The sequence below is a fragment of the Paraburkholderia translucens genome (genome assembly GCF_020881035.1).
Taxonomy (GTDB): Bacteria; Pseudomonadota; Gammaproteobacteria; order Burkholderiales; family Burkholderiaceae; genus Paraburkholderia; species Paraburkholderia translucens.
Genome location: NZ_JAJITC010000009.1, coordinates 265267 through 288345, shown reverse-complemented (window position 1 = coordinate 288345; position 23079 = coordinate 265267). Strand labels below are relative to the sequence as shown.

Below are 23079 nucleotides of genomic sequence, written 5' to 3'. Positions count from 1 at the left end.
GATGAAGGCGATCACCGGTCTGAAGGCGTACGCGGCCGGCGACATCGAGTACATGGGTCAGTCGATCAAGGGGCTGCCCGCGCATGAGCTGCTCAAGCGCGGTCTCGCGATGGTGCCGGAAGGACGTGGCATCTTCGCGCGCATGTCGATCGTCGAGAACATGCAGATGGGCGCGTATCTGCGCAACGATACCGATGCCATCAAGTCGGACGTCGAGCGCATGTTCGGTTTCTTTCCGCGTTTGAAGGAACGTGCGACGCAGCTGGCCGGTACGCTGTCCGGCGGTGAGCAGCAGATGCTCGCGATGGCGCGTGCGATCATCTCGCGCCCGAAGCTGCTGCTGCTCGACGAACCGTCGATGGGTCTGTCGCCGATCATGGTCGAGAAGATCTTCGAAGTGGTGCGCTCGATTTCCGCCGAAGGCATGACCGTGCTGCTCGTCGAGCAGAACGCGCGTCTCGCGCTGCAGGCGGCCAATCGCGGCTACGTGATGGACTCCGGTCTGATCACGATGTCGGGCGACGCGAAACAGATGCTCGACGATCCGAAGGTGCGGGCCGCGTACCTTGGTGAATGAGTGGGCGAATAAGCTGGGTGATTGGCCGGGCGTGTGCCGTTCACGGACACGTCCGGCCTGCAATGCGCCTCACGATGCAACGTCGTGGGGCGCGTTTTACGCTGATTGCGTCTTTCGTGAACGCACGCAGCTTTTGCGAGCGGATATCGCCGACCGCGCCGAGCCGGGCGCGAAGCCGACGGCGTCAACCGGCCGGTGCCGCCTCCGCGTATTTGCCGAGCCGTTTGCCGAGGCTGATCACGGCGTCGGCGCGATAACCGAGTGCATCGTAAAACGCGCGCACTTCAGCCGTCGCGGACGATAACACCTGCAAATTCACCTTCGGACAACCAAGCTTCGTCAACTCGCCTTCGACGTGCGCAACGAGTCGCGTACCGATGCCATGACGTCGCAGCGATGCGTCGACCGCGAGCGAATACAGCCAGCCGCGGTGGCCGTCAAAGCCGCCCATCACGGTGCCGACGATGCGTCCATCGAGCACCGCGACGAAGAACAGTTCCGGTTGAGTCGCGAGCTTGTTCTCGATCGACAGACGCGGATCGCGCTGCGGTTTCGTGACGTCGCGATACTCGGGAAACACCTCTTGCCACAGTGCGATCACCGCCGCGGTATCGCTCGCGTCGAAGCGGCGGATCGACAGCGTCGTGTTCGTCGTCATCGCTGCGCTCCCCGGTCGTTTACAGCGAGTCGAGAACCGAGCGCAGCATCGCCAGCATCTGGTCGATCTCTTCGGTCGTGACGTTCAGCGCCGGCATGAAACGCAGCAGGTTCGGACGAGCCGCGTTCAGCAGCACGCCGTCAGGCTGCATCTGGCGCGCCTTTTCGACGATCTGGTTGCCGATGTCCTTGCCGAGCAGCAGCGCGCGCAGCAGGCCCTCGCCGCGCTCGCCCTTGAAGCCGCGCTCCTCGGACAGCTCGAGCAACTTCGCGCGCAGATATTCGCCGCGCGCGCGCACGCCTTCGAGGATGCCCGGTGCCGTCAGTTGCGAGATCACCGAGTAGCCGACCGCGGTCATCAGCGGATTACCGTTGTAGGTGCCGCCCTGGTCGCCGGCTTCGAACACGGCGATCTCCACCTTCGACAGCAGCGCCGCGAGCGGCACGCCGCCGCCGATGCCCTTGCCGAGTGTCATGATGTCCGGCTCGATGCCCGACAACTGATATGCGAACAGCGTGCCGGCGCGACCGCAGCCGCTTTGCACTTCATCGACGATCAGCAGCAGGTTGTGCTTTTTCGTGAGCTCGCGCAGCTGCTGCATGAATTCGCGAGTCGCCGGGATCACGCCGCCTTCGCCCTGGATCGGTTCGAGCATCACCGCGACGGTCTTCGCATTGATCAGCTTTTCGACCGAGGCGATGTCGTTCAGGTCCGCCTTCGGGAAGCCCGGCACCTGCGGCGAGTAGATCGTGTCCCAGCCCGGTTTGCCGCTCGCCGACATCGTCGCGAGCGTGCGGCCGTGGAAGCTGTGATCGAACGTGATGATTTCGAACGCGCCGTCCTTGAACTTCTTGCCCCATTTGCGCGCGAGCTTGATCGCGCCTTCGTTCGCCTCGGCGCCGCTGTTCGCGAAGAACACCTTGTCGAAGCAGCTGTGTTGCGTGAGCAGACCCGCGAGCTTCGCCATCGGCTCGTTGTAGAACGCCGGCGACGGGTTGATCAGCAGCTTGGCCTGGCTGTTCAGCGCTTCGATCATGCCGTCGTTGCAATGGCCGAGGCTATTGACCGCCCAGCCCTGAATGAAATCCAGGTAGCGCTTGCCGTTGTTGTCGTAAATCCACGAGCCTTTGCCGTGCGTGAAAACGATCTCGGGCCGGTTCGTGATGTACATCAGCGAATCGATTGGATACTCATTGAAATTCATGACGGCAGGCTCCAGGCAAATGGGTAAGAGCAGGGTGAAGAAACGGTGTCGGTTTGGCCCATCGAAAAGGCGGCCGGAAAAACAGAAAAGCCACGGCATGCCGTGGCTTTCATGATTCGAACAGCTTGCGCCCAGGTTTGAGTGTGGCGCGAGTCCGTGACGAAGCCAGCGGCGTCCCTAGGGGAGCGGCGAGCGGCGACGTCGGAGTTCGGGCTGGATGCGGTTCATGCGCGAGAGAATACGATAAGAAAAGCGCCGGTGTAAACCATGAATTTGCACTGGCGCTGCATCGAGGCGATTTTGCCGGTTTGCCGCGAGGCGGACATGTTCGGTGCGACCGGCCCACGCGAGCGCTTGTTAAGGCGTGCGGGCGGGCCGTTCGCGCCCGTGCGATCAGACCGCGTTCGCGAGATCGGCCGCACTCGTGAACGAGTCCGCGTAGAACTCGTCTTCCGGCAGATGGTGATGCCGCGTGAAATCGCGCAGCGCCGATTCGACCATCACCGGCGCGCCGCAGGCATAGACCTGATAGGCCGACAGATCGGGCAGGTCCTCGATCACCGCGCGATGCACGAAGCCGGTGCGGCCCGACCACGCGTCGCTCGCGTCAGGTTCCGAGAGTACCGGCACGAACTTGAAGTTTGGAATCTCGCGCGCCCATTGTTCGGCGAGTTCGAGCAGATACAGGTCTTTCTTGCGGCGCGCGCCCCAGTACAGCGTCATCGGGCGCGTGATGTTCTTGAACACCGCATGCTCGACGATCGCCTTCAGCGGCGCGAAGCCGGTGCCTGACGCGAGCAGGATGATCGGTTTGTCCGAGTCTTCGCGCAGGAAGAACGTGCCGAGCGGAGCTTCGAAACGAAGGATGTCGCGCTCTTTCAATGTGTTGAACACGTGATCGGTGAAGGCGCCGCCGGGCATGTGGCGGATGTGCAGCTCGATCGGGCCCTCGACGTGCGGCGCGTTCGCCATCGAATAGCTGCGGCGCTTGCCATCCTTCAGGATGAATTCGAGGTACTGGCCGGCCAGATATTGCAGACGCTCGTTGGCGGGCAGTTGCAGCTTCACGACGATCACGTCGTCGGCCTTGCGCTCGATCGCGTTCACGCGGCACGGCAGCTTCTTGACCTGCACGTCGCCGACGCCGGCCACTTCGCGGATGTCGACTTCGAGATCGGAGCAGGCGGTCGCGCAGCACAGGAGTGCCATGCCGCGCGTTTTTTCGTCGTTCGACAGCGCCGACGACGAATGTGCGCGCTGTTCGATCTCGCCGCTCACGACCGTGCCCTTGCATGAACCGCACGCGCCGTTCTTGCAGCCGTACGGCAGGCCAATGCCTTGACGCAAGGCCGCGGAGAGCACCGGTTCGTCCTGTTCTACCTGAAACTGCCGGCCGCTTTGCCGGAGCGTGACGTTAAATGCCATAAAGTGTTCGAAATCGAAAAGTCGGAATCGTAATGGGACCCGCCGGAAGAACCGCGCGGTACCTGTTGCGTGTGACCGCTACAATGCGTCCACCATGAATGCGACACGAAACTTCCGCCGGCCGCGCGTGCTGATCGTAGGATGCGGCGACGTCGGCATGCGGTGCGTGCCTCTCTTGCGTCCGCGTACGCATGTCTTCGCGTTGACGAGCCATGCCGAGCGCTGCGCCGAGTTGCGCGCCTCAGGCGTGACGCCGCTCGTTGGCGATCTGGATGCGCGCCGTAGCCTCAAACGGCTCGCGCGCCTCGCGCCGACGGTGCTGCATCTCGCGCCACCGCAGAAGTCCGGCGACGACGATCGACGCACTCGCGCGTTGCTGGCGACGTTAGGTGCCGCGGGCCGCATGAGCGCCTGCGCGGCGAGGCCGTCCGTCGCGCCGATCGCGCGGCTGCGCCGCGCGCGCGCCTCAGGTCTGGACGCTGAAACAGCCGGTATTGTACCCGACGGGGTGCGCCGGACTGCCGCTTCGCGCACACCGGTGCGCATCGTTTACGCCAGCACGACGGGCGTCTACGGCGATTGCGGCGGCGCGTGGATCGACGAAACGTGCGCGGCGCGGCCCGCGAATGCGCGCGCGAAACGTCGCGTGTCGGCCGAGCGGCAGTTGCGAGCCGCAACGGCACGCGGCAGTGTCGCTGCGAGCATCGCGCGGATCCCGGGCATCTATGCGCGCAACCGTCTGCCGCTGGCGCGGCTCGAAAAACGCACGCCGGCGCTCGTCGATGCTGACGACGTCTACACGAACCACATCCACGCTGATGACCTCGCCGCGATCCTCGTGCGTCTCGCGACGCATGGCCGGCCCGCGCGCGTGCTGCACGCGTCGGACGACTCGTCACTGAAAATGGGAGAGTATTTCGACGCGGTCGCCGACGCGTTCGGGCTCAGCCGCGCGCCGCGCATCACGCGCGCGCAGGCCGAGCAGCAGATCGACCCGATGCTGCTGTCGTTCATGCGCGAGTCGCGACGACTGGTGAACCGGCGCCTGAAGGAAGAATTGCGAATGCGTCTGCGCTATCCGAGCGTGGACGATTTTTTGCGCGACGCGGCGGGCAAGAGCGGTTAGGTCGCGCTGTCCACCCGGCCTCAGGTTAGAGACGGCAGCACTTCCAGCAACAGAAAGCACAATATGCCGCCGATCAGCGCGCCGATCAGATTCGGATGGTACTTGTGCCGCAGCCGCATGATGACCAGCGACCCGCCGACCACCAGCAGAGCAAAACAGATAAACGCAATCATCGCCTGCGAAAACGCCATCGTACCGTCGATATGCATGGCGCCCCTCCTTGAAACCTTTGTTGTCCTTTGTTTAGACGAGTATAGGGCGACCTGTAAGCAACGGCATGCTGCAACGCAGCGCGGGATCAGCGATTCACGGCAATGCGAACGGGCTTTCTCCGGCACTTCAAGGACTTAGACAGACATTCGCTGCGCGGTAGCTGTTTACCCGGCCCGCAGCGCGGCGAGGCCGGTGTCGTCGAGCCATTGCCATGCGCCGGGTGCGAGCGACGCCGGCAGCGCGAGGCCGCCGATCCGCTCGCGATGCAGCGCCTCGCAGCGGTTGCCCGAGGCCGCGATCATCCGCTTGACCTGGTGGTATTTGCCTTCGAGCACGGTGAGCGCGAGCGTGTGGGTGTCGCGCGCCTGCGCTTCGAGCGCGGCGCTCGGCCTCGTTTCGCCATGCAGCAGCACGCCGTCGCGCAAAGCGGCGAGCTGCGCGTCGTCGAGCGGATGCCGCGTGGTCGCGACGTAGAGCTTCGGCACCTTGCGTTTGGGCGACGTGAACTGATGCACGAACTTGCCGTCGTCGGAGAGCAGCAGGAGGCCCGTGGTGTCCTGATCGAGACGGCCGACGCACTGCACGCCGCGCTCGGCGAACTGCGGCGGCAGCAGGCTGAACACGCACAGATGATGCTGCGGATCGCGCGAGCATTCGTACCCGGCGGGCTTGTTGAGCAACAGATACGCGTGCTCGCGATACGGCCATTCGATACCGTCGACGCTAAAGCGCAACGCGCCGCTATCGACCGCGAAATCGGCGTCGGCATCGGTGCAGATCGCACCCTGGATGCTGACACGCGCGTCGCCGATCAGCGCGCGGCATTGGCGGCGCGAACCGAAACCTTGAGTGAAGAGGATGCTTTCGAGATTCATGGCGAGCGAAGAATAACACCGCAAGAAACGAAGCGCCCTACCAGTCCCGCGGGCGAGGATGAATCCCTCACGTCGAACCTCGGGAGCGCCCCGATGCGGCGTGGCGAGTGCGGCGCCCGGCACTCGGTGACGAACCGCCACTCGTCCTGCTGAAAATGGATTTTCATCGCGGCGCAACATGAGGCGGGTGCTGGAGCGTCTTGTCGGAAGGGCTCTGGTCGGTGAAAACCCGCGAAAGATCAAAAGTGATTCATTTCGCGGTTTCTTCCGCGTAAATTCACTTTCATCGAATCTGGCTGGAACATCTGCGCCCGTCCGCTCGCATGATCCATCACTTGTCCGCTGTATCGAACCCCGCGGAGCAGGCCATCGCCGCGCGCATTGCCGCCGCGATGCCGACGCTCACACCGATCCATCGGCGCATGGGCGAGTACGTGCTGGGCAATCTGTTTCGCGCGGCGACGATGCGCATCGACGAACTCGCGAGCGTGGTCGGGGCGTCTGTCGCGAGCGCGAATCGCTTTGCGCGCACGCTCGGCTTCGACGGTTATCCGCAGTTTCGCGAGGCGCTCGTGCGCGGCTTCGAGGCGACCCTCGCGCCGGCCGAGCGGCTGCGCAGCGCACAGGAAACGCTCGCGGCCGCCGACGATCTGATCGACGCCTCGCTCGAGCAGGCCGCCCACAATCTGCACGCGACGCGTGCGTCGATCGACCGCGCTGCCGCCGACGCCGCCGTCGATGCGATCATCGCCGCGCGCCGCGTGTTCGTCATCGGCTTCGGCGCCAGCGCGTTCCTCGCGAGCCTGATGGAGCACGGCCTGTTGCCGTATCACGACAACGTGCATTCGCTCGCATTGACCGGTGGACCGTCCTACGCGGCGCGGCATCTGGTGCGTTCGGGCGCGGGCGATCTGGTGATCGGCATCGCGTTTACGCGCTATGTTCAGGACACGATCAAGCTCGCGCGCCGCGCGTTCGAGCGCGGCGCACGCGTGCTCGCGCTGACCGACGGCCCGTGTTCGCCGCTCGCGCAGTTCGCGGACCTGTCGCTGTATATCCGCACCGAGCGGCGTCTTGCGTCGAATGCCGATTCGGCTGCGCTCGCGGTCATCGAGGCGCTATGCGACGCGGTGGCGTATCGCACGCAACGCTCGGTCAAGGCAGCCGCCGAGGTCAACGAGTTCGTGCTGCCGTGGCTGGTCGATGCGCAGTCCGGCGCGGCCGGCGCCGCGCAGGTGCCGGCGCGCACCGCGAGCAAAGCCGCGCGCGCGAAGGTCGACAACAGCGAAGCCAATGGCATCAAAGCCAGGGAGACCGAAGCAAAAGCCATCACGGCAGTCCGCGCTCCCCGAACCACCCCGACACCACCACCCAAACGATGAACGCCAACGCAGTCATTGCCATTCACGGCGGAGCCGGGACGATCCTGCGCGCGTCGATGTCGGTCAGCGCCGAAACGGAATACCACGCGGCGCTCAACGCGGTGCTGAGCGCGGGCCAGCGCTTGCTCGGCGACGGCGGCAGCGCGCTCGACGCGGTCAGCGAAGCGGTGCGTCTGCTCGAAGACTGCGCGCTCTTCAACGCGGGCCGCGGCGCGGTCTACACGGCGGCCGGCACCCACGAGCTCGACGCCGCGATCATGGACGGCCGTACGCTCGACGCCGGCGCGGTCTGCTGTGTGAAGCGCGTGCGCAATCCGATTCTCGCCGCGCGCCGCGTGCTGGAGCGCAGCGGCCATGTGCTGTTTACCGGCGAAGGCGCGGAAGCATTCGCGGCGGCGCAGGGGCTCGAGTTCGTCGATAACAGCTACTTCGATACCGACACGCGCTATCGCCAATGGCAACTCGCGCGCGGGCTGCAGCGGCCGATGCTCGATCACGACGCCGCGACGCTCGCGGCAAGGTCTTCGGGCGATAAGGACCCGACGCCGCACGAGCCGATCGATCCGAATCGCAAGTTCGGCACCGTCGGCGCGGTCGCACTCGACCGCCACGGGCATCTCGCCGCGGCGACCTCGACGGGCGGCGTGACCAACAAGCAGGTGGGCCGCGTCGGCGACTCGCCGCTGATCGGCGCGGGCTGCTACGCGGACGACGCGACCTGCGCGGTGTCGACCACCGGCTCCGGCGAAATGTTCATACGCATGGTCGCCGCCTACGACGTCGCCGCGCAGATGGCCTATCGGCAGGTTTCGCTCGAAGAAGCGGCGTACGACGTCGTGATGAACCGCCTGCCGAAGATCGACGGACGTGGCGGTCTCGTCGCCGTCGACGCGCGCGGCAACGTGACGCTGCCGTTCAACACCGAAGGCATGTATCGCGGTTTCGCGCGGCTCGGCGAAGCGCCGGTGACGGCGATTTATCGCTAGCCGCTCGCCTCTGACGCCAAAGCGCCGCCCGTTTGCAACACCGGCAGCCGCGTTCGAATTCAAGTCCCGATCTCCCCCGACCTCGGCGGCATCGCGGGCTTCTTCCATACCGAGCCGACGCCCGACGGCGTCTAAGCCTACTGCTGCCGGCTCAACTCGCGCGCCGCGTGATCAATCGCCTCCGCCACCGCGCCGGCGTGCGACACCGGCGCGAGATGGCTTGACGCGACCGGCACCACCTTCGCACCGATGCGCCCGGCGATCATCTTCTGCAGATCGGGCGACACCGCCCGGTCTTTCGTCGTCAGCACGTACCACGACGGTTTGTCTTTCCAGCCGACCTGATCGACCGGTTCGTCGAATGCACTCGCGGCGATCGGCACCTGCGCGGCGGCGAGCACGCGCGTGACGGTCTCGGGCACGTCGGCGGCGAGGTCCGGGTGATAGCGCGCGCGGTCGATCCACAAAAAGCCATTCGTGTCCTTGCTGATGCTCTGACCGGCCGGCATCGGGCCGCCTGCCTTCATCACGTCCATCGCCGATTCGTGCAGCTGCGGCGCGAGCGCGGCGACGTACACGAGTCCCGCGACGTTCGGCGCATTCGCGGCGACCTCCGTGATCACGACACCGCCCCACGAGTGCCCGACCAGCAGCACCCGGCCGCTCTCGCGCGCGAGTACGCGGCGGGTCGCGGCGACATCGTCGGCGAGCGAGGTCAGCGGGTTCTGCACCGAACTCACGTGATAACCCTTCTGCTGAAGCTTAGCGATCACGCCGTTCCAGCTCGATCCGTCGACGAACGCGCCATGCACGAGCACGATGTTGCGCACCGGGCCGCTGTCCTGTGAGCCGGACTCATCTGCCGGTTGCTGGACGGCGGGCGCCGCGGGCTGCTGCGGTTGCACGGATGGGGCGGCAGGAGCCGTCTGCGCCGGCGCGGATGTGCTCACACCCGCGAAACAGAGGCACAACACGACGGCGCGAAGCTGACGTTTGGACAACATGGTGAAGCTCCCGGGCTGAGAGTGGACTTCGGCAACATACTCGCGCGCCATTCTCATGACAATCACAATCCGCGCGTTTAAGTGCGCCGCAGAACGAAGGTGGGTGGCTTCCGAAGTCAGAGAAATATCGACCGGGGTAAAATCAGTAGTTTTGCCGGGCCGGACCATGCTATCCAGCCGGGCGATCTGCCGCAGCGGTTCACACGCGGCGATCTCGACACAGCAGGGCGTAATGAACAGTGCACAGCAGCAAGAGGGCCTCAAGCGCGGGCTCAAGAATCGCCACATCCAGTTGATCGCGCTGGGCGGCGCGATCGGCACGGGTCTTTTTCTCGGCTCCGCCAGCGTTCTGCAAGCCGCCGGTCCGTCGATGATCCTCGGCTACGCGATCGGCGGCGCGATCGCGTTCATGATCATGCGCCAGCTCGGCGAGATGGTCGCGCAGGAGCCGGTGGCCGGCTCGTTCAGCCACTTTGCGTACAAGTACTGGGGCGATTTCCCGGGCTTTCTGTCGGGCTGGAACTATTGGGTGCTCTATGTGCTCGTCAGCATGGCCGAACTGACCGCGGTCGGCACCTACGTGCATTTCTGGTGGCCAGGCGTGCCGACCTGGGTGTCGGCACTGGCGTGCTTCGCGATCATCAACGCGATCAATCTCACCAACGTGAAGGCCTACGGCGAAACCGAGTTCTGGTTCGCGATCATCAAGGTCGCGGCGGTGATCGGCATGATCGTGTTCGGCGGCTATCTGCTTGTGAGCGGTCACGGCGGCCCGCAGGCGACGGTCGCGAACCTGTGGAGTCACGGCGGCTTCTTCCCACACGGCTTTCACGGGCTCTTCATGATGCTTGCCGTGATCATGTTCTCGTTCGGCGGGCTGGAACTGATCGGCATCACTGCCGCCGAGGCCGCCGAGCCGCAGAAAAGCATTCCGAAGGCCGTGAACCAGGTGATCCTGCGAATCCTGATTTTCTACATCTGCTCGCTCGCGGTGCTGCTGTCGCTCTATCCGTGGAACGAGGTGGCGGCGGGCGGCAGCCCGTTCGTGATGATCTTCTCGCAGATCGGCTCGACGCTGACCGCCAACGTGCTCAACGTGGTGGTGCTGACCGCGGCGCTGTCGGTGTACAACAGCGGCGTCTATGCGAATAGCCGCATGCTGTACGGTCTCGCCGAGCAGGGGAATGCGCCGCGCGCGCTGCTGAAGGTTGACCGGCGCGGCGTGCCGTATCTGGCGATCGGCCTGTCGGCGCTCGCAACGTTCGCGTGCGTGATCATCAACTACGTGATCCCGGCCGAAGCGCTCGGCCTGTTGATGTCACTCGTGGTCGCGGCGCTGGTGTTGAACTGGGCCCTGATCAGCCTCACGCATCTGAAGTCGCGCAAGGCGATGGTGGCCGCGGGCGAAACGCTGGTGTTCCGCTCGTTGTGGTTCCCGGTCAGCAACTGGATCTGCCTCGCGTTCTTGGCGCTGATCCTCGTGATTCTGGCGCTGACGCCGGGCTTGTCGGTATCGGTGTGGCTGGTGCCGGTGTGGCTCGTGCTGATGTGGGGCGGCTACGTGATCAAGCGGCGGCGCGAGGTGGCGCGCGCTGGCGTGGGGGCTGTGAGCCGGTAAACGCCGGTCTGCACGGGGCGCGTGAAGTTCTGCTTTACGCGCCGCGGTTCCCCCGTTGTCGACCTCGCATGACGATCCTGCGGTTGCGTCGAAGATACCGGTACTCGTGCATCGTGAGGGCGATGACGACCCAAGGTAGACTCGAACAGCAGGTGCAGGTTTTTCTCGCCCAGTCATCTCCTTTCTCACGCATTCGCTGTCCCCGGTTCTGCGACTTCGTCGCGCGCGAAGCGCCCATAACGCAATGCCAGCGTTGGCAGGACGATCAGGTTCAGTGCGGTCGAGGTGATGAGTCCGCCAAGAATGACGATCGCCATGGGGCCTTCGATTTCGTTGCCCGGCGCACCACTCGTCACGGCAAGCGGAGCCAGCGCGAGCGCGAAGGGCAGATTGATCATGACCAGCAGCACGGCGCGCCGGTTCTTCAACGCCAGGAACAGCAACGACGCGACGGCCACCAGCGCAATCCCACCGTACGCGAGCAGGTCGCGCTGCGATTGCGCGCGCGCTTCGCTCTCTCCGCTGAAAACGGCATAGGTACTGGCCGGCATTCTGATCTCGCGATTCACACGGTCCTGCGCTTCCTTCACGAAGTCAGTGATCGCCCGTCTGCCGAGATTGACCGACACCGTCTGTACGCGCTGACCACCGTCATGCGTGATCTGGTAGCGGCCGGCGACCTGCCGCACCGACGCGAGCGGCAGTTCCTCGCCCCAGACTTCGGACTCAAGTTCGGCGCGGGTGAAGGTGCGCTGGGGCGACTGCATCAGGATACGCAGCAAGTGAAGACATTTGGGAGGAAGCTTGACCGGGCGTCCGGCACGCTCGACGCTCATCGTTGACAGGCAGAGGCGCACATCCGCAAGTCGAAGCTCCATGGTGGCGACCAGGCCACGATAGCGCTTGATCATCGCGCCAAGCCGCGCACCCACTTCCTTAAGGGAGAACGGCTTGACCAGGTAATCATCGGCGCCGTGCACGAAACCTGCGAGCTTGTCGTCAAGTGCGTCCTTCGCTGTCAGCATCAAAACCGGTGTGTCCCGCCGCGCCTCTTCCCGCAGCTTGCGACACAGCGTGAGGCCGTCCATGCCCGGCAGTGACAGATCGAGAAGGATGGCATCCCATGAGTCGGCGAGTGCCATCTGCAGCCCTGCGTTGCCACTGGAGGCTACATCGACCTCATAGCCGCTTGCCTCGAGATAGTCGTAGAGGTTCGCGGAAATCGAGGAATCGTCTTCAATAATGAGCACCTTCATGAACATCCGTTAATCACGTTCGGACAGCAGGGGAGCCGATGCTACCGCAGAACTTATACCGCTTGACCTTCCTATCGTTGGAAGCTTCATAGTGAACACGCTTTCCGCACTATTGGAGGGAAATATGAAACTCGAAGTGAAGGATATGTCCTGTGGTGGCTGCGCTAGCGCGATCACGCGCGCGGTCACCGACGCCGACCCCGCCGCCAAAGTCGACGTCGATATGACAACCAGAACGGTGAAAATCGACTCAGGGCTATCTGCACAGCGCGTGGCTGCCCTGATTGAAGCGGCCGGGTTTCATCCAATGCTCAGCCCGTCCCCGGCGGATTGACTGTCAGGGCCCAGAATGCTGTTTCACTTTTACACGTGGAGACTTCGCATGCGTATTCTTTCTGTCGCCCGTTCGTCGTTTGTGTGCGCTGGCGTAGTGCTGGGCCTGGCTGCGCTCCCGGCCGCGGCGCAGCAGAGCAGCTCAATGCCCGGGATGAAAATGTCGGCCCAGGACGGCGCGGGGGCGAGTGCATCGACGCAAGCATACCAGGACGCCGACGAGAAGATGATGCACAACATGAGCGCGCCGCCCTATACCGGAGACGCAGACAAGGACTTCGTGGCGCACATGATTCCCCATCATCAGGGTGCAATCGAGATGGCCAAAGTCCAGTTGAAATACGGCAAGGACCCGGAACTGAAAAAGCTGGCGAAGAGCATTATCAACGCACAGCACGATGAAATCGGCTTCATGCAGCGATGGCAGCAGAAGCACGGCGGCAAGTGATGGGATAGGGCCCGGCTCGGGCCGTTCTCATCGGCGCACGGAGGGTGCATCGTTCTAACCTGGACATCGGTTAGCGACATGGTGGTATCTCCCGCTGGAAAAACCAGAAAAACGAGCCAGGTACCACCGGTTGTCGAACCACGTCCCTGCTCTTCCTGAGCAAACACACCCGGTCAATCCCGGCAGCTTCACGACGAGATTAGCGGTCAAGGGCTCGGGTTTCATGAAATCAGGGAGCGCGCGAAAGATATGTTCAACCTGTGGTAATTGACAAGGTCAGAACAGGAGAATTTTTGATGATTGATACTCAGAAAGAAATCGCGCGTCGTTTATCGGCGCTTCAGGGCCTGCAATTGAGCAGCGTGAACCGTGCTGCCGATATGCTGACTTTGGGGTTTGGTGATCTGCGGCCCGTCACCAATTTTCGCGGCGTTATCAAGAATGTTGGCGAATGGGCACTCCATATCCAATGCCCTTGGAGGCTAGAGAAAGCGGCTCAAGTTGTGGCAACTCAAGAAGATCTCAGCGAGTCCGACGAAAGGGCATACGCGACTGCGGATCGCCTTCGAGGACTGCTGGTAGAGCACGGACCTTGTATTGTCGATGGCGTGTCAGTAAGCGATGATGGGGGCATAATCGTTTCGCTGTCGCGCGGATTTCGCCTCGTCGTTACCCCAGATGGAATCGAAGGAGCCGAAGACTGGCGATTTTTCGCCCCAGGCATTGACGCGGCGCATCTTGTGATTAAAGGTGGGGCCGTCGCCCCTGAGTCTTTCGACTGATACGCAAAAGCCGGCCCTCGCGAGTCGGCTTTTTTTTGTGCGGGCTTGTAAGGCACAGCGTGAGTGTTATGGGCCGCACCTCTGAATCAATCCTCTATGCCGCAAACATGCGCCGCCCACGCTTCCGTCATCGGGCGGCGCTGTTCTAGCTGCGGCCCGTTCCCTACCGTCCCGCCGTGATCGGAATGACATCGGCCCCGGCCTTTATCCGGTCAAGGTAATCCGCCCACTCCTGCATCATCTCGCGGCGCTCGCGAATGAACTTCGTGCGGTTGTACGCCGAGCCAAGATTGTCCGGCACCGCGTGCGCGAGTTGATGCTCGATCACTTCCGGCTTGTTTTCCAGTTCCTCAGGCAGGATCGTGCATGCCATCGCGCGGAAACCGTGGCCGGTTATCTCGGTGCGGGTAGGGCGCTGGTAGTACAGCGTGTCCCCGGGCGGGTAACAGTTCTTCAAGGTGAACGTGAGCGCGCCAGTGCGTAGCTTCATGATGGTAGTTACCACAGAAACACGCTGGGGAAGGCTGTAAAGCCTTGCTGGATAAGGCTTTGAGGAATTCGGATGGTGCCCAGGGCCGGAATCGAACCGGCACGCCTTGCGGCGGGGGATTTTGAGTCCCCTGCGTCTACCAATTTCACCACCTGGGCAGATTCTGCAGCGCACATCGGGAGTTCAGCGCGCGAGGAAGACGCAGATTATGGCCGAAAATCGGTCGGCGGGCAAGCCGATTGCCTCTCCCGGCGCAGCGCGTTCGCGGCGAGCGGTGCTCAGGCAGTGCGCGAGAACCGTTCGAGCGTCTGCTGCCCGAGAAAGCGGTCGAATACCATCGCGAGATTGCGCACGAGCATCCGGCCCGCCATCCGCACTTCGAGCTTGCGCGCGTTGAGCGAGATGAGTCCGTCGTCCTCGTATGCGCGCAGACGCACGAGTTCCGGCGCGAACGTGTCGGCGAAGCGAATGCCGTATGCGGCTTCGAATTCATCGAAGCTTAATTCGAGGTTGCACATGAGCTGTGTGATGACGTCGCGCCGCAGACGGTCGTCGGCGGACAGCCGAATGCCGCGCGCGATCGCGAGCTGGCCCGCGTCGATCGCGCCGGTGTAAGCGGGCAGTTCCCTCGCGTTTTGCGCGTACACGTCGCCGACCTTGCCGATCGACGACGCGCCAATGCCGATCAGATCGCACTCGGCCCGCGTGCTATAGCCCTGGAAATTACGATGCAGCGTGCGCTGCGCCTGTGCGCGCGCGAGTTCGTCGGTGGGCAGCGCGAAGTGATCCATGCCGATGTACACATAGCCCGCCTCCGTCAGCTGTTCGACCACCCGTTGCAGCAGCGCGAGCCGCTCCTCGCTCGACGGGAGCGTCGCGGAATCCATCTGGCGCTGCATCTTGAAGAGCTGCGGCATGTGCGCATACGCGAACACCGACAGCCGGTCAGGCGCGAGCTGAAGCATCGTGTCGAGAGTGCGACTGAAGCTCGCCACCGTTTGATGCGGCAGGCCATAGATCAGATCGACGCCGATCGAATGGAATCCGTGCGTGCGCGCGGCCTGCATCACCGACGCGGTCATCTCGAACGGTTGAATGCGATTGATCGCCCGCTGCACGCGCGGATCGAAGTCCTGCACGCCGAGGCTCAGACGGTTGAAACCGAGACGGCGCAGAAGCGCGACCGTGTCGGGGGACGCCTCGCGCGGATCGACCTCGATCGAATATTCGGCTGCGTCGTCGGGCAGCAACCGGAAGTGCTCGCGCGTCGCGGCCATCAGCTCGGCCATCTCGTCATGCGCCAGGAACGTCGGCGTGCCGCCGCCCCAATGCAGTTGCGACACGGGCCGCTGTGCATCGAAACACGCTGCCTGCAAGCCGATTTCGCGTTTGAGCCGCTCGAGGTAGGGCCGCGCATGCGCGCGATTTTTTGTCGCGACCTTGTTGCAGCCGCAGTAGAAACACACGGTGTCGCAAAACGGAATGTGGAAGTACAGCGACAGATCGGTCGATGCGGCGCTGGGGTCCGAGGCGGCGCGGCGATAGTCGGCGGTGTCGAACGTTTCGCGGAACTGCGGCGCGGTCGGATAGGACGTATACCGGGGACCGTTCGTGCCGTAGCGTGCGAGCAGGTCGGGGCGGAACAGGGAGTCGGTTAGCGACATGAGTGGTGTGGGATGATGGGCGGCCCGAGGCGTGCCGCGGGTGCACGGCCGGTCGGGACATCTGAGTCCAGGAGAGCGTGGGTGGACCCGATTGCGCAAAAGGTCGCACGGACAGGCAGTGGCACAATGCGGGTCTGGCAACGCGTTGGCAAGGTTTGAGTTCAGGGAAGATGACGTGGATCAAAGGTTGAGCAGCGAACCGCAAAGCAGTACCACGTCGAACGACGTGCACGCGAAAAACGGCGAGTTCGGGCGGGCATCGCCGTTTCGCGTGGACGGCCATGCGTGCCGTCCCGATTGCGGCGCGTGCTGCATCGCGCCGTCGATTTCGAGTCCGATTCCCGGCATGCCGCACGGCAAGCCGGCGGGCGTTCGCTGCGTGCAACTCGGCGACGATCTGCGCTGTGCGATCTTTGGCCGGCCGGAGCGGCCCGCGTGCTGCTCGGGTTTGCAGCCACAACTCGAGATGTGCGGCGCAAATCGCGCTGAAGCGCTTGCGTGGCTCGAGCATCTCGAAGCGCAAACACAACCGGCATCCCGGCCATGACGCGCGGCATGCGGCAAGCGTCATCACGAATCGCGCCAGCCACCGCAAGCCGATGTCCGCAAGGGCTTCCACAGGAGATTTCGCATGACTCGACCCGCAGCGCCCGCTCGGCGCCGCTTTCTGTACGCAGCGCTGATCGCAGGCACCCTGCCTGGCGTCACCGTGTCGCTCGCTGCTTGCGCGAGCCCGACGTTTCCGTTCATGCCGTCGCACTACACGTTCTCGCAGCAGCAGGTGCAAGAGGCCGTGCAGCGCAAGTTCCCATCTCAGCGCACGGTGTCGCAGGTGTTCGACGTCGCGCTGAGCAACCCGGTGGTGGGCATGCAACCCGATGCGAACCGCGTGTCGGTGAGGCTCGACGCGCGTTTCGCGAGCCCGTTCCTGCAACAGCCGGTCGATGGCGTGTTTACGTTATCGAGCGAACTTGCCTACGACGCGGCGAGCCGCTCGGTGATCCTCAAGTCGCCGAGTGTCGATAACGTCAGCGTGAACGGCGAGGCTCAGGTTTATACGCAGCAGATCAACGCGGCCGCCGCGTTGCTCGCGACCCAATTGCTGACCAACTATCCCATCTACACGTTCAAGCCCGAGCAACTGCAATTTGCCGGCGTTCATTACGAACCCGGTACAATCACCATTCTTACAAACGGCATACGCGTGCAGATCGTCGAAAAATGACACGCACGTGCGGCCGCCAGGGCCGCGCATGCCAGTGAAGACCGTGCCGGCACTTTTCGTTGCGACAACGACCGCGATAAGGGGCACGGATGGACTGGCTACTGGCTTGCAAGGCATTGATTCTCGGCGTGGTCGAGGGTTTGACGGAGTTCTTGCCGGTGTCGAGCACGGGGCATCTGATCGTCGTCGGCAGTCTGCTCGATTTCTCCGGCGACCACGCGAAAACCTTCGTTGTCGTCATCCAGCTCGGTGCGATTCTCGCCGTGTGCTGGGAGTTTCGCCGCCGCATCGGCAACGTGATCGTGGGTCTGCCGAGCCGGCCCCAAGCACGGCGATTCGCGCTGAACGTGATCATCGCGACGATTCCGGCAATCGTGCTCGGGCTGCTGTTCGAGAAGCCGATCAAGGAGGCGCTGTTCTCGCCGGTGCCAGTCGCGTTCGCGCTGGTCGCGGGCGGCGTCGTGATCCTGTGGGCGGAGGCGCGTCAGCGTGCGCGCGGCGACGCGGCGGTGCGGGTGCGCAGCATCGACGATCTGAGCCCGCTCGATGCGCTCAAAGTCGGCCTCGCGCAGTGCTTCGCGCTGATTCCGGGGACCTCGCGCTCGGGCTCGACGATCATCGGCGGCATGCTGTTCGGCATCGAGCGCCGCGCCGCGACCGAGTTCTCATTCTTTCTCGCCATTCCGATCATCTTCGGTGCGACCGTCTACGAGCTGTACAAGGACTGGCATCTGTTCACCACCGATGCGCTCGGCAGCTTCGCGCTCGGTTTCGCGGCGGCGTTCGTCAGTGCGTTCCTCTGCATACGCTGGCTGTTGCGCTACATCGCTTCGCACGACTTTACGGTGTTCGCGTGGTATCGGATCGGCTTTGGCCTGCTGATCCTGCTGATCGGTTATAGCGGCGGTTTGAGCTGGGCCGATTAAGGTCTGCCGTGCGAAAAAAAGGTCCACGCGTGTGGACCTTTTTTGCTGGCTGGCTATTTCGTCGCTCTCGTTTGTTACGCGGCGCCGCGCTTGCGGAACACGAGATCCCACACGCCGTGGCCGAGCCGCAGGCCGCGTCGCTCGAACTTCGTGACCGGGCGATAGTCGGGCCGCGGCGCGTAGCCGTCGGCGGTGTTCTCGAGCAGCGGATCGGCGCCGAGGACTTCGAGCATCTGTTCGGCATAGTTCTGCCAGTCGGTCGCGCAATGCAGATACGCACCCGGCTTCAGGCGCGACACGAGCAGCGCGACGAACTTCGGCTGGATCAGCCGGCGCTTGTGATGGCGCGCCTTGTGCCACGGGTCCGGGAAGAAAATGTGCACGCCGTCGAGGCTGTCGGGCGCGATCATTTGCTCGAGCACTTCGACCGCGTCGTGCTGGATGATGCGGATGTTCGTCAGCGACTGCTCGCCGATCAGCTTCAGCAATGCGCCGACACCGGGCTCGTGGACTTCGACGCCCAGGAAGTCGTCGCCGGAACGCTGCGCGGCGATCTCCGCCGTGGTGGCGCCCATCCCGAAGCCGATCTCCAGCACGCGCGGGGCCTCACGGCCGAACACGGCGGTCCAGTCGGGCTGCTGGGGCGCATAGGGCACGACGAAGCGCGGACCAAACTCATCGAGCGCGCGGCGCTGACCGGTCGATACGCGACCCGCGCGCGTGACGAAGCTGCGGATGCGGCGGTGATACAGCGTGTTTGGCTCGTCGCCGGCGGCTGCGCCCGCTGGCGTAGGGGAGTCGTCCGGCAGGCCGGAGTCGTTTGGATCGTGGATCATCGTCGATGCTGCTGCAAGGGTGAGGGCTGCGCGGCTTGCGCGCGGTGCCGGGCCGTTGCCACTACGAAAAAGCCGCCTTCAGGGAGGCGGCTCTTGCTGGATTCCGCTGAACACTCAGCCGGAAAGTGGAGCGGGCGATGGGAATCGAACCCACGGCTCTAGCTTGGGAAGCTAGGGTATTACCATTATACGACGCCCGCGGAACTCGCAATTTTACAGGGGTTTCGGCGCTTTGGGGAGTCGGGATCGCGTTCGCTGGCGTGAAAAGTGTATGCACTTCGGCATTTCTTGCTGGCATCGCCGTAAGCGTTTGCCGTCGCGCAACGCATCCCGGAACAATCGGTCGAAATTTCAGACTTTGGTTAGACGATTGTGCAATACTTGCCGTGCAGCTTGCGCTCAATAGGTGATCCAATCGGGGATGAACCATGAAGAGTAAGGTTACGGGGCCCAAAGCGGCCCACAATGCGTCGCAGGTTCTGGCGAACGGTTCGACCGGCAAAAATTCAAAGACTGCCGCCGGGAGCGCACTATCACAGGTCGCGGCGCCCAAAAGAGTTACTTCGTCAGGCGCAGCATCGAGTGCGTCGAAGGTGCTCCGCGATGGACGGACAAGCGCTGCTTCAAAAAGCGCGGCGGGCTCAGCATTGTCACAACGGCAGACGAGCAGGAAGAAGTGATTCGCGAACGAGTTTCCGTCTGAGCGAAATACGGGAGCGGGCGAAAAAAATCGCTGTGTATGCGCAGCGAGGCGTTGGGGCGAGTGCATGAGGGTGACGTGAAAACTGTCACTGTTGCTCGCGGGGGTTCGAGCTGGTCGCCGTTGTTTCGATCGTGATTGTTTGGCTGCCGTTGCCTTGAAGGTCGTTCTGCTGGACCCTGGAAGCACTTTCAACAAACGGAGTGCAATCATGGTCGATCAGAAGCAAGGTGCTGCGGGCAAAGACGAGAAGGCGAACAAGCCGGCTGTCGTTGATTCGAAGGCAAGTGGTACAGCCCCGACCGGTAGCGCGACGACGAACGACACCGCAGCTAAACCGGCACCGGCTACGCCGACGAAGATGGAACTGGCGACTGAGATCTACAAGCGGATGCGGACGGTCAAGGACGTTACCCGGAAGGACATCATCGAGAAGTTCATCGCTGACGTTAAGTTGACGAAGGCGGGCGCCAGCACCTACTACCAACTGATCAAGGACAAACACGAACCGCAAGGAAAGAAGTGAACGCTTCGGCGTCTTGGCAGCCCGCACCGCGAGTGCCGATGTCAGCAATCGACGGGCTGCTCGGACACTCTGGTCGCGCGCGCGCCGGCCTGGACACCGTGACCTGTAACTTCGCTAAAACGGGAGTCAAGCTAGGTCGCCTGCGCAACATGGCGAACGCTCCGTAATATCTGAACGACAACCGAGTGAATAGGTTGGATCAGCGTGCTCGATAAATGCTAGATGGCCCCGCTATCAATCATTCACTATGCGAAATCCTCGAGTGAGCGCTTTACTCATGGCTTGTTCGAAAGCTGGGTTGGACACTGAAGTCGTGAGCGTAGAGAGCTCACTTCCAACTTGTGTGAATTTATAGCCGTAAAGGGATGGTTTTCCGCGCTTCGCTACGAAATTTATTTCCGTGCCGTGGTAAGAGAGTGCGGCAGTGATTCCTTTATGGAAATCACCAATCGAAAATTTATCATCGAAAATTAATCCGACGTTACGGAGGCTCATAATGTCGGATAAGCTTAATCCGAATTCATTAAGACTGATTTCTTTTTCGGGATTGGTAAAAATTTGTGCCCAAAACGATCTTTTGTGTGATCCGGTTATTATAATTTTATTGCCATAGTAATTGCTGGCTAGATTGCAGGCGATTTGAAATAATTCAGCTTCTGCCTGTGATATCCCGCTTAGTGTGGAAAGAGATTTTTGGGAGAAGGCCCCGGCTTTTCGAGTTTCCCCTGCCAATATCTTTCCCCATAGGGTTTGCATGAGTTCTGAGTTTGCTCGCTCGGCATGCTCGATCCATTTATCCATCCAATCTGGATCAATAGGGTCGCTCGCAATATCCGTATCTGAAGAGTTGGATAGGGCTTCCTGAATGCAAGCGTCGAGATTTTCCTGCTTTCTCAACTTCTTGTGTTGCTCTCGCAGTTCGGCGCGTTCATCAATCGACAATTTTGCGTTGAAGTCGATTAATTTCGCTTCAGATTTTGCGCGGGCGGAATCAATAATGCCTCTGGATTTGGCGTTTAATTTTGCATTCTCAATCGTATTGATTTTGTAGGCCTCCGCGTCTGCCTCTCTGCGGATGCCGTAAGGTCTGTAAATTGCTCCGCATGCCTTTTGGATAGCATCGATTATTTTTTCAGAACCTTTTGCAAATCCAAGGAGATCGCCCACGAGAGGTGAGGCTGGAATGTTGTGATTTTCACTATCTTGTTCTGGCATTTGCATTTCCCCGATTGGCTGGCGGTTTTTTGGATGTGGCGGTGCTGATCCGGCGAGAAGTTTGGCAGCTTTCCTCTGGTACGTGAAGTGGGCGAAACTAACGAGGAAAACCCCGTTAGATCAGGCGGGTATCTATTACCAGATGATCAAGGACATGCACGAGCCGATGGGCAGCAAGTAACTTGTCGCGGTGCTGCTTCTCGTCTCCGAACGGCTCCGTAAGGAGCCGTTCGGAGACTCGAGCATTCGATCGCTCTCAGCGCTTTTCGGGTTAAACCGACAGGTTCTTTATCTCCACAACGGCCGCTGCATGGCCTGCTTGCGTAAGCCGGTAGCCCGACTTCGGGTTGCCGTGCGTGAGTTTCTCCGCGTGCAGGTCTCGCAAGCGGTTACGGACAGTGCCAGCGCTCCGTCGACTCAGACTCCTCAGCACTGCATCTACGGGAACGGCGTCGGGATAGTGACTGTGCAGAAGGAACAGCAACTCGGTTCGGACCGGGACGTCCGCGTGGATCAGCCTCGTACCGTCTATTTCTTCAACGAGCGTCCCCACGGGCGCTTGCACAAGCTCGATCAACGCGCCGGCCTCCTGCATTGATATGCCCGTCGCGTGCCTTAGAAGCTCGGCGGTTGCCCAAGCTGCACCTTGATGAGTGAATGCCAAGTCGTGTGTGTTCGCGTCGACGTCATTCTTATGGGCGATATTTCGCTTGTTTCGGAAGGTGTACATGGCACGCGCGACTCGCGCTGCGCATATCCGCAATCCTTCGGGAAGCGCAGTGTTCTCGACCTTCTTGCCGAGATAGTCATCGACACTTGGCTTCGCGTCATAAGTCCCAGTGTCGATGAGCTGAAGGCACTGCACGAATGTCTCGACAAACTTACCCGGCGCAGCCCTCTCAAGGGTCCTCGTGGCGCAATCCCGCCTGATCTTCATAAGGTCGGCCACTAGGTCAGCGGCCAAAGTTGGACCGATGAGGCCGGACAGCGCAGCGGTGAGTCGCGCCTCATCCACCAATCATCCCCTCGACGCGCTTAACTCCCTCGTGACTTACCTTATACAGCTTACGGGCCTGACGACTGTTCCCGCTTTTCTTGAGCTGCAGGATGAGCATCGGCTTCTGGTTCTTCATCGAGTCGATTGCGTCGGTAATGTTCGCGACCTTGTGTCCGAGATGAGTTAACTCTTTGTTTGCCGAGGCGGCCGTGAAATTCTCTGCCCCTTGGCATACCTGTAACCAGTAGCCAACGACAAGCGCCCTCTCACCGTTGTTTTTTGGGCTAGTGGCCGCGTAAAGTTCCGCGAAGGTAGAGAAGGTCGGTGCTTCCATAGCTGCCTCGTCGGCGGCCATCTCTGCTGCTGCCTCGTCGGCGGTCTCGGTGTCGACGAGCGTTGCACCGCTCCTGCTTGTGACCTTCGCGTCAATGCCTAGCAGGCTCGTGATGTAGGTCAGGACGCGGGCTCTCGCTTCTTCGTCCAGCGGCTCTAGCGCGTCATGTACGGTTTTGATTGCGCTGAATTCCTTTGCTGCCTCTTCGCTCATGATGAAAGTCCCCGGACGAATTGTATGACAGCATTGTATTCGCAGCGTCTTGAGTGTCAAACACCT

23 protein-coding genes, 2 tRNA genes and 3 pseudogenes are annotated in these 23079 nt (G+C 62.2%); 12 read left to right on the top strand and 16 right to left on the bottom strand.

Annotated elements, in window-relative coordinates; all coding sequences use genetic code 11:
- The coding region (locus tag LJ655_RS18980; protein WP_230562760.1) for an ABC transporter ATP-binding protein at window positions 1–577 on the top strand (577 nt) is incomplete at its 5' end.
- Window positions 578–761: 184 nt separating this feature from the next.
- On the opposite strand, the gene LJ655_RS18975 is transcribed toward LJ655_RS18980, so the two are convergent.
- The 3 genes from LJ655_RS18975 to LJ655_RS18965 all read right to left on the bottom strand — a co-directional run bounded on the left by LJ655_RS18975 (window position 762) and on the right by LJ655_RS18965 (window position 3864).
- Window positions 762–1235 (bottom strand): GNAT family acetyltransferase, encoded by a 474-nt coding sequence (locus LJ655_RS18975; RefSeq protein ID WP_230562759.1) that lies wholly within the window; start codon window positions 1233–1235, stop codon window positions 762–764.
- A gap of 19 nt (window positions 1236–1254) precedes the next feature.
- Window positions 1255–2439 carry an acetylornithine transaminase gene (locus LJ655_RS18970; RefSeq protein ID WP_230562758.1) on the bottom strand — a complete coding sequence of 395 codons (1185 nt, stop codon included), beginning with the start codon at window positions 2437–2439 and terminating at the stop codon, window positions 1255–1257.
- Window positions 2440–2832: 393 nt separating this feature from the next.
- Window positions 2833–3864 carry a CDP-6-deoxy-delta-3,4-glucoseen reductase gene (locus LJ655_RS18965; RefSeq protein WP_230562757.1) on the bottom strand — a complete coding sequence of 344 codons (1032 nt, stop codon included), beginning with the start codon at window positions 3862–3864 and terminating at the stop codon, window positions 2833–2835.
- 94 nt (window positions 3865–3958) lie between these two features.
- On the opposite strand from LJ655_RS18965, the gene LJ655_RS18960 reads away from it, so the two are divergent.
- Entirely contained in the window at window positions 3959–4990 is a 1032-nt protein-coding gene (locus LJ655_RS18960) for an NAD-dependent epimerase/dehydratase family protein (protein ID WP_230562756.1), read from the top strand.
- 20 nt (window positions 4991–5010) lie between these two features.
- Here LJ655_RS18960 and LJ655_RS18955 read toward each other — a convergent pair whose 3' ends face one another.
- Both LJ655_RS18955 and LJ655_RS18950 read right to left on the bottom strand, forming a co-directional pair.
- Entirely contained in the window at window positions 5011–5199 is a 189-nt protein-coding gene (locus LJ655_RS18955; protein ID WP_230562755.1) for a hypothetical protein, read from the bottom strand.
- Window positions 5200–5367: 168 nt separating this feature from the next.
- A complete protein-coding gene (locus tag LJ655_RS18950) occupies window positions 5368–6078 on the bottom strand; it encodes a pseudouridine synthase (RefSeq protein WP_230562754.1) in 711 nt (236 codons plus the stop codon).
- A 323-nt stretch (window positions 6079–6401) separates the two neighbouring features.
- Between LJ655_RS18950 and LJ655_RS18945 the strand changes: the two genes are divergently transcribed.
- Window positions 6402–7460, top strand: coding sequence for a MurR/RpiR family transcriptional regulator (locus tag LJ655_RS18945; RefSeq protein WP_230562753.1), 1059 nt, complete (start codon window positions 6402–6404; stop codon window positions 7458–7460).
- On the top strand, window positions 7457–8446 hold the full coding sequence (locus tag LJ655_RS18940; RefSeq protein WP_230562752.1) for an isoaspartyl peptidase/L-asparaginase family protein: 990 nt from the start codon (window positions 7457–7459) through the stop codon (window positions 8444–8446). The genes LJ655_RS18945 and LJ655_RS18940 overlap by 4 nt, the downstream gene beginning before the upstream one ends.
- Window positions 8447–8583: 137 nt before the next feature.
- On the opposite strand, the gene LJ655_RS18935 is transcribed toward LJ655_RS18940, so the two are convergent.
- A complete protein-coding gene (locus LJ655_RS18935) occupies window positions 8584–9450 on the bottom strand; it encodes an alpha/beta fold hydrolase (protein ID WP_230562751.1) in 867 nt (288 codons plus the stop codon).
- A gap of 232 nt (window positions 9451–9682) precedes the next feature.
- On the opposite strand from LJ655_RS18935, the gene LJ655_RS18930 reads away from it, so the two are divergent.
- Window positions 9683–11068 (top strand): amino acid permease, encoded by a 1386-nt coding sequence (locus tag LJ655_RS18930; protein WP_230562750.1) that lies wholly within the window; start codon window positions 9683–9685, stop codon window positions 11066–11068.
- Between the two features lie 185 nt (window positions 11069–11253).
- Here LJ655_RS18930 and LJ655_RS18925 read toward each other — a convergent pair.
- Both LJ655_RS18925 and LJ655_RS18920 read right to left on the bottom strand, forming a co-directional pair.
- A pseudogene (locus LJ655_RS18925) lies at window positions 11254–11766 on the bottom strand (efflux RND transporter permease subunit); the annotation flags it as partial.
- Window positions 11767–12324, bottom strand: a pseudogene (locus LJ655_RS18920) (response regulator transcription factor); the annotation flags it as partial.
- A 124-nt stretch (window positions 12325–12448) separates the two neighbouring features.
- Here LJ655_RS18920 and LJ655_RS18915 point away from each other — a divergent pair.
- The 3 genes from LJ655_RS18915 to LJ655_RS18905 all read left to right on the top strand — a co-directional run bounded on the left by LJ655_RS18915 (window position 12449) and on the right by LJ655_RS18905 (window position 13887).
- A complete protein-coding gene (locus tag LJ655_RS18915) occupies window positions 12449–12658 on the top strand; it encodes a heavy-metal-associated domain-containing protein (RefSeq protein ID WP_230562749.1) in 210 nt (69 codons plus the stop codon).
- 48 nt (window positions 12659–12706) lie between these two features.
- Window positions 12707–13105: a CopM family metallochaperone gene (copM, locus tag LJ655_RS18910; protein WP_230562748.1), complete on the top strand. Its 399-nt coding sequence runs from the start codon at window positions 12707–12709 to the stop codon at window positions 13103–13105.
- Between the two features lie 296 nt (window positions 13106–13401).
- Complete coding sequence (locus LJ655_RS18905; RefSeq protein ID WP_230562747.1) at window positions 13402–13887, top strand: hypothetical protein; 486 nt, start codon at window positions 13402–13404, stop codon at window positions 13885–13887.
- 163 nt (window positions 13888–14050) lie between these two features.
- Here the strand turns inward: LJ655_RS18905 and LJ655_RS18900 are convergent.
- The 3 genes and pseudogenes from LJ655_RS18900 to hemN all read right to left on the bottom strand — a co-directional run.
- Window positions 14051–14296, bottom strand: a pseudogene (locus tag LJ655_RS18900) (tyrosine-type recombinase/integrase); the annotation flags it as partial.
- 154 nt (window positions 14297–14450) lie between these two features.
- Window positions 14451–14535 (bottom strand) — tRNA-Leu (locus tag LJ655_RS18895).
- 120 nt (window positions 14536–14655) lie between these two features.
- Window positions 14656–16041 carry an oxygen-independent coproporphyrinogen III oxidase gene (hemN, locus tag LJ655_RS18890; RefSeq protein ID WP_230562746.1) on the bottom strand — a complete coding sequence of 462 codons (1386 nt, stop codon included), beginning with the start codon at window positions 16039–16041 and terminating at the stop codon, window positions 14656–14658.
- Window positions 16042–16312: 271 nt separating this feature from the next.
- Between hemN and LJ655_RS18885 the strand changes: the two genes are divergently transcribed.
- From LJ655_RS18885 to LJ655_RS18875, 3 genes are all read left to right on the top strand, one after another.
- Complete coding sequence (locus tag LJ655_RS18885) at window positions 16313–16588, top strand: YkgJ family cysteine cluster protein (RefSeq protein ID WP_230562770.1); 276 nt, start codon at window positions 16313–16315, stop codon at window positions 16586–16588.
- An 84-nt stretch (window positions 16589–16672) separates the two neighbouring features.
- Window positions 16673–17266 (top strand): DUF1439 domain-containing protein, encoded by a 594-nt coding sequence (locus tag LJ655_RS18880; protein ID WP_230562745.1) that lies wholly within the window; start codon window positions 16673–16675, stop codon window positions 17264–17266.
- Window positions 17267–17355: 89 nt separating this feature from the next.
- Window positions 17356–18192: an undecaprenyl-diphosphate phosphatase gene (locus tag LJ655_RS18875; protein ID WP_230562744.1), complete on the top strand. Its 837-nt coding sequence runs from the start codon at window positions 17356–17358 to the stop codon at window positions 18190–18192.
- 74 nt (window positions 18193–18266) lie between these two features.
- Here LJ655_RS18875 and trmB read toward each other — a convergent pair whose 3' ends face one another.
- Complete coding sequence (gene trmB, locus LJ655_RS18870; RefSeq protein ID WP_230562743.1) at window positions 18267–19028, bottom strand: tRNA (guanosine(46)-N7)-methyltransferase TrmB; 762 nt, start codon at window positions 19026–19028, stop codon at window positions 18267–18269.
- A gap of 126 nt (window positions 19029–19154) precedes the next feature.
- Window positions 19155–19228 (bottom strand) — tRNA-Gly (locus LJ655_RS18865).
- 711 nt (window positions 19229–19939) lie between these two features.
- Here LJ655_RS18865 and LJ655_RS18860 point away from each other — a divergent pair.
- Window positions 19940–20254 (top strand): hypothetical protein, encoded by a 315-nt coding sequence (locus tag LJ655_RS18860; RefSeq protein ID WP_230562742.1) that lies wholly within the window; start codon window positions 19940–19942, stop codon window positions 20252–20254.
- A gap of 234 nt (window positions 20255–20488) precedes the next feature.
- Here the strand turns inward: LJ655_RS18860 and LJ655_RS18855 are convergent, their stop codons facing one another.
- The 3 genes from LJ655_RS18855 to LJ655_RS18845 form a co-directional block, all read right to left on the bottom strand.
- Window positions 20489–21469: a TIGR03899 family protein gene (locus LJ655_RS18855; RefSeq protein ID WP_230562741.1), complete on the bottom strand. Its 981-nt coding sequence runs from the start codon at window positions 21467–21469 to the stop codon at window positions 20489–20491.
- A gap of 271 nt (window positions 21470–21740) precedes the next feature.
- Window positions 21741–22484 carry a hypothetical protein gene (locus LJ655_RS18850; protein ID WP_230562740.1) on the bottom strand — a complete coding sequence of 248 codons (744 nt, stop codon included), beginning with the start codon at window positions 22482–22484 and terminating at the stop codon, window positions 21741–21743.
- Window positions 22477–23013, bottom strand: coding sequence for a hypothetical protein (locus LJ655_RS18845; RefSeq protein ID WP_230562739.1), 537 nt, complete (start codon window positions 23011–23013; stop codon window positions 22477–22479). Before LJ655_RS18845 ends, LJ655_RS18850 begins: the two co-directional genes overlap by 8 nt.
- Window positions 23014–23079 lie beyond the last annotated feature (66 nt).